This window comes from Corynebacterium sp. HMSC30G07 (assembly GCF_001806945.1).
GTDB classification, from domain to species: domain Bacteria; phylum Actinomycetota; class Actinomycetes; order Mycobacteriales; family Mycobacteriaceae; genus Corynebacterium; species Corynebacterium riegelii.
On the sequence record NZ_KV786484.1, the window covers coordinates 1 to 11,964 of the forward strand.

At 60.2% G+C, this 11,964-nt stretch carries 12 protein-coding genes, 1 other RNA gene, 1 pseudogene and 1 riboswitch; of the genes and pseudogenes, 5 read left to right on the forward strand and 9 right to left on the reverse strand.

Features of this window, described 5'->3' with window-relative positions:
- Nucleotides 1–286: pseudogene (locus HMPREF3104_RS11525) on the reverse strand (HNH endonuclease); the annotation flags it as partial.
- A gap of 198 nt (nt 287–484) precedes the next feature.
- Entirely contained in the window at nt 485–1,135 is a 651-nt protein-coding gene (locus HMPREF3104_RS12370) for a hypothetical protein (RefSeq protein WP_141738240.1), read from the reverse strand.
- A gap of 311 nt (nt 1,136–1,446) precedes the next feature.
- Between HMPREF3104_RS12370 and rhuM the strand changes: the two genes are divergently transcribed.
- The gene (rhuM, locus tag HMPREF3104_RS11535) at nt 1,447–2,520 is read left to right on the forward strand and encodes a RhuM family protein (RefSeq protein WP_070496152.1); all 1,074 of its coding nucleotides are present in this window, start codon (nt 1,447–1,449) and stop codon (nt 2,518–2,520) included.
- Between the two features lie 38 nt (nt 2,521–2,558).
- Here rhuM and ssrA read toward each other — a convergent pair.
- The 6 genes from ssrA to prfB all read right to left on the reverse strand — a co-directional run bounded on the left by ssrA (nt 2,559) and on the right by prfB (nt 6,876).
- Nucleotides 2,559–2,949: a transfer-messenger RNA gene (gene ssrA / locus HMPREF3104_RS11540) on the reverse strand.
- Between the two features lie 36 nt (nt 2,950–2,985).
- Nucleotides 2,986–3,636, reverse strand: coding sequence for an SDR family oxidoreductase (locus HMPREF3104_RS11545; protein WP_070496083.1), 651 nt, complete (start codon nt 3,634–3,636; stop codon nt 2,986–2,988).
- Nucleotides 3,637–3,639: 3 nt separating this feature from the next.
- Nucleotides 3,640–4,134, reverse strand: coding sequence for an SsrA-binding protein SmpB (smpB, locus tag HMPREF3104_RS11550; RefSeq protein WP_052205149.1), 495 nt, complete (start codon nt 4,132–4,134; stop codon nt 3,640–3,642).
- Nucleotides 4,135–4,150: 16 nt separating this feature from the next.
- Nucleotides 4,151–5,053 (reverse strand): permease-like cell division protein FtsX, encoded by a 903-nt coding sequence (gene ftsX, locus HMPREF3104_RS11555; protein WP_070496085.1) that lies wholly within the window; start codon nt 5,051–5,053, stop codon nt 4,151–4,153.
- On the reverse strand, nt 5,054–5,740 hold the full coding sequence (gene ftsE, locus HMPREF3104_RS11560; protein WP_070496153.1) for a cell division ATP-binding protein FtsE: 687 nt from the start codon (nt 5,738–5,740) through the stop codon (nt 5,054–5,056).
- Between the two features lie 29 nt (nt 5,741–5,769).
- Complete coding sequence (gene prfB, locus HMPREF3104_RS11565; protein ID WP_070496155.1) at nt 5,770–6,876, reverse strand: peptide chain release factor 2; 1,107 nt, start codon at nt 6,874–6,876, stop codon at nt 5,770–5,772.
- A gap of 62 nt (nt 6,877–6,938) precedes the next feature.
- A riboswitch (TPP riboswitch) is annotated at nt 6,939–7,051 on the forward strand.
- Here prfB and thiC point away from each other — a divergent pair.
- The 3 genes from thiC (at nt 7,050) to hisN (ending at nt 10,459) form a co-directional block, all read left to right on the forward strand.
- On the forward strand, nt 7,050–8,834 hold the full coding sequence (thiC, locus tag HMPREF3104_RS11570) for a phosphomethylpyrimidine synthase ThiC (protein WP_070496087.1): 1,785 nt from the start codon (nt 7,050–7,052) through the stop codon (nt 8,832–8,834). (Overlaps the previous riboswitch by 2 nt.)
- A gap of 19 nt (nt 8,835–8,853) precedes the next feature.
- Entirely contained in the window at nt 8,854–9,687 is an 834-nt protein-coding gene (locus tag HMPREF3104_RS11575; RefSeq protein WP_246816430.1) for an inositol monophosphatase family protein, read from the forward strand.
- Nucleotides 9,677–10,459 (forward strand): histidinol-phosphatase, encoded by a 783-nt coding sequence (gene hisN, locus HMPREF3104_RS11580; RefSeq protein WP_070496091.1) that lies wholly within the window; start codon nt 9,677–9,679, stop codon nt 10,457–10,459. Before HMPREF3104_RS11575 ends, hisN begins: the two co-directional genes overlap by 11 nt.
- A gap of 10 nt (nt 10,460–10,469) precedes the next feature.
- Here the strand turns inward: hisN and HMPREF3104_RS11585 are convergent, their stop codons facing one another.
- Nucleotides 10,470–11,300, reverse strand: a complete 831-nt coding sequence (locus HMPREF3104_RS11585; protein WP_070496093.1) for a S1 family peptidase — start codon at nt 11,298–11,300, stop codon at nt 10,470–10,472.
- Nucleotides 11,301–11,530: 230 nt separating this feature from the next.
- On the opposite strand from HMPREF3104_RS11585, the gene HMPREF3104_RS11590 reads away from it, so the two are divergent.
- The gene (locus HMPREF3104_RS11590; RefSeq protein ID WP_246816431.1) at nt 11,531–11,875 is read left to right on the forward strand and encodes a GNAT family N-acetyltransferase; all 345 of its coding nucleotides are present in this window, start codon (nt 11,531–11,533) and stop codon (nt 11,873–11,875) included.
- Nucleotides 11,876–11,964 lie beyond the last annotated feature (89 nt).

Sequence of the window (11,964 nt, forward strand, 5' to 3'; positions counted from 1 at the left end):
CGATGGCGCGTAAATGCTGCAGATCCATCACACGGGTCTCAGCTTGCAAGGCACGCAGCTTCGGTAAGTGCTTCAGGCGTGCATGCGAGAAGATCGCTTGCTCAACCACGCTTTTAGCCCAGCCGGTCGCTTCCCTAATGGCCACTACTTCCACTTCAAAGCCATCAATACTTGCCCCCGGGGTGGCGAAGTGGCCGAATTCATCCCAGTACACGTCGCGGATACGTTGACCGCGGATACTGCGCGGATCCTCTGGTCGCTGTGTGCGGAAGTATGGTTCGCCCACGGTCTACCCCCATTGCTGCTTTGCGCTTTATTTTGTTGCCCTAATTATACCCGACAAATCATTCGACACGCAAGGCCTAACCCAGGATTTATTGCATTGATTTTCGTTTATGCATTCGGTAGGCACACTAGCGGTTGCATTCAGTATAGCCCCCAACCCCCACACACTCCTGACCAGCAAAAACAGGGAAACTAGAAGCTAGAAAAACACCGTGTTTTCTCGCTCCATCCACGCTCCCCTACCACTTTCGGAATCCCAGCAGGTCACGCCCGTTTCCTCCACCGCACAGACGAAGGGTCCGTGGTAGACCACCTCGCCGTATTGCACTACCTCGGCAGAAGGTGAGCCCTCAGGCCACACCAAATCCGAGTACAGCGGGGGCTCATTCTGCTCACGGACATATCCATGCAATACCTCGACCATCCAGCGAGGCATCCCCAGTTCACCGATACCGTACTGCTCAGTTTCCATGTAGGACTCGACACCGCAGTCGAACATCGGGGGATTTTCAAGATTCATCATGCAGCCGATGTTTCCGGATGGCGCAGTAAACACTGCGTACTCAACATCCATACCTTCATAGCTCTTCACCGTTGCTATCGGGCGAGCGTTCGGCGGAATCGGGCCACCTGCACCTGGATACGCTAGCGGGGCGCCAGGCACGCCGCGCTCGGGCTCCGCAGGTTCCGGATCAGGTTGGGGAGCTGACTCCGAAGCAGGAGGCTGCGAAACCGTTTCACCAACAGTTTCCGTCACTGTCTCCGTCACGGTCTCGGGCGCGCCACCACATCCCGCGAGCAAGCCCGCGGCACATACGGCAACCAGTCGTGCATTGAACGTGCGATTCATGCCCCAAAATTTTAAAATCGGCACCTGTAATGTACGTCAGAAGAAACGTAAAACCCGCTGACATCGCTTTGACCAGCGAGTTTTGCCCTCCACACCACCGTCCGGCGGGGGCTCCTTTTGCTTATCGACGCCACCGTCGCCCCAACCCCGACACCAACAGACCCCTAGAAAACGTGTTGGCTTTGGTGTCGCCCTCAATCAAACCCATGATCACCTGGTTGATATCAGCCAATGCGCTTGAATTTCTGGACACGGCAGCTGACTAAAGTGACCATCAACTAGCAACAATGAACACGAGGACTAACACCGTTATGAAAAACTCCAGATCACCCCTCACAACGCACACCGATTCCACAGGCGAGTTCGTCATCTACAACACGGAGGACGGTCGGACCGAAGTTCACTTACGTCTTATCGATGGCTCAGTTTGGATGACCCAGGCCGAAATGTCCGAGCTTTTCGATGTCACACGTGCCAATATCAGCTCGCACCTTACAAATATCTATGCGGAAAACGAGCTGAGCAGGGATCGAACTATTAAGAAATTCTTGACAGTTCGAACTGAAGGAGATCGAAACGTCACTCGCTCCACTGATCATTACAACCTTGATGCCATCATGGCCGTGGGCTTTCGCGTACGTGGGCCCCGCGGAACGCAGTTCCGCTCTTGGGCAACCACTGTCCTCAAGGAGTACCTCATCAAAGGCTTCGTCCTTAACGACGAGAAGCTGAAAGACCCTCTCGGTGTGGACTACTTTGACGAGCTCCTCGCGCGCATCCGAGATATCCGCTCCAGCGAAGCGCGACTCTACCTCGAGCTGCGCAACATCATTGCCCTTGCGGACGATTATGATGCCAACAGTCAACGCACCCACTACCTTTTCGCGAAGATCCAGGACAAGCTCCACTACGCCATCACCGGCAATACTGCCGCCGAGATCATCGCCACCCGCTGCGACCCATCTGCTGACAATCTCGGCCTGACCAACTGGAAAGGCGGGGTCGTACGCAAAGGTGACGTCACGACAGCGAAAAACTACCTCACTGATGATGAACTGCGGCGGCTTAATTTCCTCGTATCCGGATTCCTCAACTACGCCCAGGACCAGGCCGAACGTCGTAAAGTTATCCACATGTCTGACTGGCTGGACAAGGCAGACCAGTTCATCGAGTTCAATGAATACGAACCACTAAACGATCACGGCCGCATTACACGTAAAGACGCAAATAAGCTCGCTGAGGACCGCTATGGCCTTTACAACGAGGGACGCAAAGAAATTGAGTACCGCGAAGCCGAGAACGATCTCATCGAGGCGCTTAAAGAAGCAGATCGAAAACTGATCTCCCAAAGGAAGCGTCTCCAACCCCGGAGAAAATCAGACTGAGAAACCCCCAGGCCCGTGAGGGTCTGGGGGTTTGTGTTCAGTGGAGCCGCCGGGAATTGAACCCGGGTCCTTCATCACCGCGCCAGGGCTTCTCCGTGCGCAGTTCGCACAGAATCTCTACTCGACCCTCCGGATCAGACGAACATGTCCGGATGACGGGCCCAGTCAGTGAAAGGTGTCCCTTCCAAGGCCCCACTGACAGGGCCGGAAGGCAAGTCCCCTAAGTCGACGCCAGGTACCGGGTCGGGGACTTCCCCGGCCTGACGGACACGCAGGTCGCTTGCTCTATGTATTAGGCAGCGAGGGCGTAGTCACGCTGAGAGTTCTTCTCTGCGTTTATTAGTTACAGCGACGCTCACGGTGGTCTCCTGCCTGCACCGGCACGCTTCCCCTGGCTAAGTAGATGAAGTCGAAACCAGAATCGACCCCATGTCCACTACGAGAAAACGTAGGTAAAGAAGCACTCTAGCTTGCCGACGGCCTCACGCGCAAGAACTCCACCACCGCATCGGGCCCGGCGTCCACGGCAAGACGCGCAGCTTTGGCTACTTCGGTTGCGGGCATCTTCGGCAACGCGTCATCACCGGCGAGCATGTCGGTGTCCGTGCGTCCCGGGTGCAGGGAGGTCACGCGGATCTTGTCGGCCTCTTCAAGCTGCAGCGACTCAGTAAAGCCGCGCAGGGCGAACTTGGAGGCGCAATAACCGGAGTTGTCCGCAATACCGTGGAAGCCGGCGCCAGAGTTGAGGGTGATGAGGAGGCCACGTTGGCGTCGTAAAGCAGGAAGCAATGCGCGGGTCAGGGTGACGGGCGCGAACAGGTTGACCTCCATCATCCGGCGCCATGCTGCGTCATCGAGCTGCTCCAACGGGCCGTGCTCCATCACGCCAGCGCACAACACGAGCACGTCGAGCTGCTCGATCTGGGCAGCGGCGCGCAGGATCGCATCGGTATCCGTGAGGTCCGCAACGAACGGCTCAGCGCTTGGCAGCGCGGCGACAACCTCGGAAGCATCGGTAGAGGCACCTGCGTAAATGTGGTGATCCTTGCCCAGCTCCTCAGCAATCGCGCGACCAATGCCGCGGGTGGCACCCGTAATCAGTGCAGTCTTCTTCATCGTTTACGCCTTAATCCCCTTCAGCTTGCGGCCCAGCTCGCGCGTGATTTCACGGTCCTCAGTGCGGCGCTTAATGTCACGGCGCTTATCGTAGTCCTGTTTACCCTGCGCAAGGCCGAGTTCGACCTTGGCGCGCCCGTCCTTCAAATAGAGGGAGAGGGGGACGAGGGTGCGGTTGCCGTCCCGAAGCTTGCCCTCCAGGGAGTCAATCTCCCGGCGGTGCATAAGCAGCTTGCGGGTGCGGCGCGGCGGGTGGTTTGTCCAGTGGCCGCGCGAGTACTCCGGAATGTGCATGTTGCGCAGCCAGACTTCGCCGTTGTCAATGGTGGCGAAGGCCTCTACAAGCGAGACCTTGCCCTCGCGCAACGCCTTGATCTCGGTGCCCTGCAGCACAATGCCGCACTCCCAGGAATCCAAGATGGTGTAGTCATGGCGGGCTTTCCGGTTAGTGGCAAGCACCCCGGAATTGCTCAGCTTGGACTTCTTTTTCTTGGCCATAAGAGTCCAAAGTCTACTACTTACGCACGTAGGAACGAAGCGCCACCTGCGCGGCCAGCCCGCCAATCAGCATCGCACCAAGGCCTACCAGCGGCAACACCACAAACACCGCAGAATCCGGCACGTGCGCAACCAGCTGCGAGGCGTACAACTCCCCCAGCATGGAATCGATCACAGAGCGCTTGCCAACCCACACCAACAGCGTGGCCAAGACCGAGCCCATGAGCACAGAAAGCACCGCTTCAAGCACGAACGGGGCTTGGGTGAACCACCGGGACGCACCCACCATACGCATGATGCCGATTTGTTCACGACGGTGAAACGCCGCCAACTGCACCATGTTCACAATGAGAAACAGCGCCGCCAACCCCTGCACAGCCGCCACCATCCAGGTGACGTTGCGGAAGGTGTCCATCGTTTTCGCCGCCTGGCGCACGGTATCCGCCTGATCGGTAACCACACTGACCTGCGGCATGGTGGCAATCTCACTAATCGGGCCCTGGTCGCCCGGATCCTTCAGGCGCACGTGCAGCACCGCCGGCAGCGCCTCCGGGCTGGTCTCGCGCACCAGGTCCGGCTCCGTGTCCTGGAACAGTTCCACGAAACGCTCGTATGACTGCTCGCGGGAGCGGAACGTCACCTGCTCCACCCGATCGTCGCTCTGCAGCTTGTCGCGCACCTCAAGGCATGCCTCGGAGGAACAGTCCTGGTCATTGGCCGAAATCTCTTCGTCCAGCTCCACCATCACCTCAACGCGGTCCAGGTAGAGGTTCTTCGTCTCAGCGGTTGCGCGCGACATCAAAATGCCCGTGCCCACCAGCGCCAGCGACAGCGCAGTAGTAATCACCAGCGCAATCGTCATGGTGATGTTGCGCCCCAGGCCCTTAACGCCTTCGCGGAAGATAAAGCCCCAGTTCATTTATGCCCTCCCGTAGACACCGTTGGCGTCATCACGCACAAGCTTGCCCAAATCCAACTCAATGACACGTTTGCGCATGTCGTTGACCGCACGCGCGTTATGGGTGGACATGACCACTGTCGTGCCCAGCCGGTTGATGCGAGACAGAAGCGCCATAATCTCATCCGCCGTCTCCGGGTCCAGGTTGCCCGTCGGCTCATCCGCCAGCATCAGCTTCGGCTTGTTCACAAACGCGCGCGCAATGGCCACTCGCTGCTGCTCACCGCCCGAGAGCTCATGGGGCATCCTTGTGCTTTTGGACGCCAACCCCACCAACTCCAACGCCTCCGGCACCAACTTGGCAATCCTGGTCTTTTTCATGCCAATGACCTCAAGCGCAAAAGCAACGTTGTCGTAGACATTCAGCCGCGGCAGGAGGCGGAAATCCTGGAAGACGTAGCCAATAGCCTGGCGCAGCTTGTTCACGTCCTTGCCCTTGAGCGCATTGACGTGGAAATCGTTGAACCAAATATCGCCCGAGGTGACGTTTTCCTCACGGATCATCAACTGCAAAAACGTCGACTTGCCGGAACCGGACGGGCCGATAAGAAAGGCAAAGTCCCCGTCTGGAATCTCAAGGGAGACATTATCCAGGGCGGGCCGTGTCGACGTTGGGTACGACTTGGTCACATGGTCAAAGCGGATCACGCCGACCACTCTACCTGTTACGGGTGTGACTATTGTGACTCGGTTTGCTGCTGCGCCATGCGCCAGCGAATGCCGGATTCGAGGAAGCCATCGAGATCCCCATCGAGCACCTTTTGGGGATCTCCCACTTCGTACTCCGTGCGCAGGTCTTTGACCATCTGGTACGGGTGCAACACGTAGGAACGCATCTGGTTGCCCCAGCTTGCGTTGCCGCCAGCGCCGAGAGCATCCATCTCGGCCTTTTCTTCTTGGCGCTTCTTTTCCAAAAGCTTGGACTGCAACACGTTGAGCGCAGACGCCTTGTTTTGGATCTGGGACTTCTCGTTTTGGCAGGTCACCACAATGCCGGTTGGAATGTGCGTGATGCGCACCGCGGAGTCGGTGGTGTTCACGCTCTGACCACCCGGGCCGGAGGAACGGTAGACGTCCACGCGGATGTCTGCATCCGGGATGTCAATGTGGTCGGTTTGCTCCACCACTGGCAGCACTTCTACCTCAGCAAATGAGGTCTGGCGGCGCCCCTGGTTATCAAAGGGAGAGATGCGCACTAGGCGGTGCGCGCCCTGCTCCACGGAGAGCTGGCCGTACATGTACTCGCCGTGCACCACGAACGTTGCGGATTTGATGCCGGCTTCTTCGGCGTAGGAAATGTCGTAGACATCTACTTTATGGCCGTGTTTTTCGGCCCAGCGCACGTACATGCGCATCAGCATCTCCGCCCAGTCTGCCGCGTCCACACCGCCGGCGCCGGAGCGGATGTTCACTACGGCTTCGCGCTCGTCATACTCGCCGGAAAGCATCGTTTGCACCTCAAGCGATTCGATGGCCGAGGTGATCTCGGAAAGCTCATCGTCCGCCATAGAGGCGTCGCCTTCCTCTTCGGCAAGCTCGTACATCACCGGCAGGTCATCCAAACGCGAACGCAGCGACGTGACCTTCTTCAGGCGCGCCTGCACGTTGGATAGCTCGGTGGTGACTTGTTGGGCGTGCGAGGGATCGTCCCAAAGCGAGGGGTCCTGCGCCTGCTGCTCAAGCTCGCGGACGCGCGCCGCCATGGCGTCGAGGTCCATCACCTGCTCAATAGTCTGCAGGGTGGTTTCGAGTTCCTTGATGCGAGCTTGGGTCTCCGGTTGCATAACCATGCAGTCTAGTTGCTCGGTTTTACTCACCTACCGCCATGGTGGCCGCTACACTGTTTCGTGCCCAACACGGGCGCCCAAGGCTTAAGGGCTGAGATCGTGCTAATGCCGCACGAGCACCGTTTGAACCTGTCTGGTTAGCACCAGCGAAGGAAGTAGAAGGAGCGGCAATGGCCGACATTTACGCGCAAGAAATCCACCCGAAGCACAGCTACGCCCCCATTATCCAGGACGGGCTTGAGGTGCCGGAGACCGCGATCCAGCTTGATGACTCCCCCACCGGGCCGAATGAGCCGTTCCGCGTCTACCGCACCCGCGGCCCCTACGCCGAGCCGGAGGTTGGCCTGCCGGGACTTCGCTCCGAGTGGATCACCGGTCGCGGCGATGTGGAAGTAATTGAGGGCCGCAGGCGCAATCTGCTTGACGACGGAACACGGGCCGCCAAGCGCGGCGCCGCCTCCGAGGAGTGGCGCGGTGCAACCCGCCCGGTGCTGCGCGCCAAGGAAGGCAAGCGCGTCACCCAGATGCACTACGCACGCCAGGGCATCATCACGGAAGAGATGAAGTTTGTCGCCCTGCGTGAGCACTGCGATCCGGAGAAAGTGCGCGCGGCGGTGGCAAGCGGACGTGCGATCATTCCGAACAACGTGAACCACCCAGAGAGCGAGCCAATGATCATTGGCAACCAGTTCCTGACCAAGATCAATGCGAACATTGGTAACTCTGCGGTGACTTCCTCTATCCGTGAGGAGGTGGACAAGTTGCGCTGGGCTACCCGTTGGGGTGCGGATACGGTGATGGATTTGTCCACGGGCAATGACATTCACACCACCCGCGAGTGGATTCTGCGCAACTCGCCTGTGCCGATTGGCACGGTGCCGATCTACCAGGCACTGGAGAAGGTCAACGGTATTGCAGAAGACCTGACGTGGGAGATCTTCCGCGACACGGTTATTGAGCAGGCGGAGCAGGGCGTGGACTACATGACGGTGCACGCTGGCGTGCGCCTGCCGTTTGTGCCGCTGACGGCGAACCGCGTGACCGGCATCGTCTCTCGTGGTGGCTCGATCATGGCCGGCTGGTGCTTGGCGCACCACAAGGAGAGCTTCCTGTACGAGAACTTCGACGAGCTGTGCGAGATTTTCGCGCAGTACGATGTTGCCTTCTCGCTTGGCGACGGCCTGCGGCCAGGCTCCGTCGCCGACGCCAACGACCCAGCGCAGTTTGCAGAGCTGAAGACCATCGGTGAGCTGTGCAAGCGCGCCTGGGAGTATGACGTGCAGGTGATGATTGAGGGCCCGGGTCACGTGCCGCTGAACATGATCCAGGTCAACAACGAGAAGGAAGAACAGTGGTGCGGTGGCGCGCCGTTCTACACCCTTGGCCCGTTGGTGACGGATATTGCGCCTGGGTATGACCACATTACGTCTGCAATCGGCGCGGCCCACATTGCTATGGGTGGCACGGCGATGCTGTGCTACGTCACCCCGAAGGAGCACCTGGGCCTGCCGAACAAGGATGATGTGAAAACGGGCGTGATCACCTACAAACTCGCCGCCCATGCGGCCGACGTGGCCAAGGGGCATCCGGGTGCGCGCGACTGGGACGACGCGATGAGTAAGGCGCGTTTTGAGTTCCGTTGGCACGACCAGTTCGCACTGTCCCTGGATCCAGACACCGCGCAGTCTTTCCACGATGAGACGCTGCCGGCAGAGCCCGCGAAGACCGCGCACTTCTGCTCCATGTGCGGCCCGAAGTTCTGCTCCATGCGCATTAGCCAGGACATTCGTGATGAGTTTGGGGACCGCCTGGCGGACCTTGGCATTCCGGAGATTCCAGCAGATGTGGCTGCCGTGAGCGCAAACGACGCGATTGCCGGTGAGCAGGAGATGGCGGAAGAGTTCCGTGAGCAGGGCTCCCAGGTCTACTTGGAGGAGCAGTCGCAGCCGCAGTAACTGGGGTATGAATGGGTGCGTGACTTCCGCACCCATTTCTACTGCAGCTTTTATTGACGCTCACCGTAATGACGATGACGCACAGCTGGCCGCAGCGCTTGTAGCGCATGCTGGCCAGCTTGCGCTTTCTATGCGTGATGGTGGTTTGGACACGCTTTCCACGCAGCGCAAGACGTCAGTCTCCGATGTGGTGACTGAGGCAGACCACGCCGCGGAGAGCTTCGTGGCAGAAGTGCTCGACGCGCTGCGCCCCGCCGACGGTGTGCTGGGGGAAGAAGGCCACGCCCGCGCCTCACAAACGGGACGCACCTGGGTAATTGACCCGGTTGACGGGACGTACAACTTCGCACAGGGCTCGGATTACTTCTGCTCCGCGTTGGCGGTGGCCGAGGGCGATCCGGCAGAAGGCAAAGCGTCAATTGGTGCGGTGCACCGCCCGGCGACGAATACGACGTGGCTCGCTGCCAATGGTCAGGCGTGGTGTGATGGGGAGCGGTTGGGGGTGTTGGACGCGGCGCACCTAAGCGAAAAAGCCCTGGTGACCTACCTGCATCCGACCTTTATGGGTGATGAGGCGATTGTGGGCGCGTGGATGCGTGCGGTCAAAGATGCGGCGACGATCCGGATGATGGGTGCGGGCAGCGTGGACCTGGCCAACATCGCTGCAGGCCGAATGGGTGGCTGGCTGCAGCATTCGGTGCCGGATTGGGATTGGCTGCCGGGCAAGGCGCTGATTGAGGCTGTCGGCGGGGTGGCCACAAAGGTTGATGCGGGCGGGGTGACGTGGTGCGTGGCCGGAAATCCGCTGCTGGTTGAGCAGGTGGCGAGTAGGCTTGTCGGGCATGCAGCGTAACCACGATCTGAAACTCGCCCTCGAACTCGCCGACCTGGCAGATGACATCACTTCTTCCCGGTTTGATGCCGCTGACCTGCACGTTGAGTCCAAGCCGGACCTAACGCCGGTCTCTGATGCGGACCTGGCTACGGAAAAGGAGCTGCGCGAGCACCTCGCGGAAAAGCGCCCGGATGATGCGGTGCTTGGCGAGGAATTTGGTGGTGACGCCGTGTTTTCCGGCCGCCAGTGGGTGATCGACCCGATTGATGGCACGAAGAACTTCGTGCGCGGCGTGCCGGTGTGGGCCACGTTGATTGCCCTGCTTGAAGACGGCGAGCCGGTCGTCGCCGTCGTCTCCTCCCCTGCCCTGTCTCGCCGTTGGTACGCGGCGAAGGGCGAGGGTGCGTGGCGCGAGATTGGTGACGGCAAGGCAAGCCCGATGCGTGTGTCTTCCGTGACCAAGCTGGAGGATGCGTCCGTGTCGTTTTCCTCGCTGACCGGTTGGCGTGACCGCGGCTTGCGCGAGCAGTTCATTGAGCTGACGGACGCTGCGTGGCGTCTGCGCGGGTTTGGTGATTTCTTCTCCTACTGCCTGGTGGCAGAGGGCTCGGTAGACATTGCGTGTGAGCCGGAGGTCTCGCTGTGGGACCTCGCGCCGCTGGCGCTGTTGGTTACTGAAGCCGGTGGCCGTTTCACCTCATTGGCGGGTGTCGATGGCCCGCACGGTGGTGACGCGGTTGCCACCAACGGGCTGCTGCACGACGAAGTGCTTGGCCGCCTGCAGGGCTAGTTTCTTCCAGTTAAGGCAGGCGGAAGCCACCGGGGACGGTGGGCAGGAAGGCGTCTGCACGCGCGGAGCCCGTCGGCGCATGCAGCGGGCCCTGCAGCGGGGTGTAGCAGGCCAGCGCGAACGGCTGCGGGAACATGCCGCCGTTGATAATGCCCACGAGGCGGTCGCCAGTGTAGAGCGGGCCGCCGGAGTCGCCCTGCATTGCGCAGACCTGGTTGATGTTCATAACACCGGCGTCTTGCCAGGTCATACCGCAGGTCACGCCGGAGGCAACGCCCTTCTTGCACACGGTCTGCCCCGTCGGCACGGGTGCGGCGCCCAGGTGGTTGATGGTCAGCCCGTCATAGCTGCGGGAGACTTCCGTGTTGGGGTGCAGCTGGATTACGGCGTAGTCCAGGTTGCGGTCCACGGCGATCACGCGGCCGGTCTGGCCAAGGGCGCGGGCATCCGCGTTGACCACCGGGTCGCCCACGTTGCCTGCGCAGTGGCCTGCGGTCAGGGCGATCTTTTCGCCAGCGTCGTTGTAGCCGGCAACGGCGACGGTGCAGATCATATCGTTCGGGGCGTGCCCCACGTAGATCGGGGTGCCGGGGCCGTAGAGCGCGTTGCCGCGGGCTTGGGCCTGGGTGGCTTCGGCGGGCGTACGCGGGGCGTCATGGAACGAGGTGGGCACGCGGTGCAGCACGCGATCCGCGTTGAGCTTGCCGGCAAGTGCCTTGGACATGAGGTCCGTGCGCCAGACGTAATTAGGGTCAGCTGGCTGCGCACTCGCGGCTGGCGCGAGCAAAGCAGTGGCAGAGATAACGGCTGCGGCGGCGACAGCGGCGATGCGTCGGAACATGCGGACCCCTTTTATGTGTCTTGTATGCGTCAGGCAGGAAATCACAAACGTAACTTCAGTTAACACAAACACCTTACGTCACAGCGGTGTTAGGATCACCCCCGTGACACACCCTGCGCTGCATCCTGCAATGACGTTCAAAACCCTCGACCAGATGAGCTCACGAGAGGCCTTCGACCTATTTCGCCTCCGCGTGGACGTGTTTGTGGCCGAGCAGGACTGTCCCTTCAATGAGCTTGATGACATTGACGCAGCCGAGGACACCTTCCACGTCCTCGCCTACGACAACGCAGGCAGGCTCGCCGGCTGCGCACGCGTCTACCCCGAGGTTGCAGACGGCAAACCCCGCGCGCTTTGGCCGTTTCGTCGTTGCGCCGTTCGCGCGCGGCACCGGAATTGGCCCCGAGATTGTCCGCAAGGCGCTAGCGTTCACCACCCGCTGGCCAGGCGACGTTGTCATTGAGGCGCAGAGCGGACTTGTCGGCTACTACAACCGCTTCGGCTTCAACGAAGAGGGTGAGGAGTTTTTAGACGGCACGATCCCCCACATCGCCATGCGGCTGGAACGCCCCTGAGCCCAGTGGTATGATTTTTGAAGTTTCATAAAGGTTTGAAGGGGAGTAGCTCACCAACAACTCGCTCGACATACTGGTTCTCCACGTAG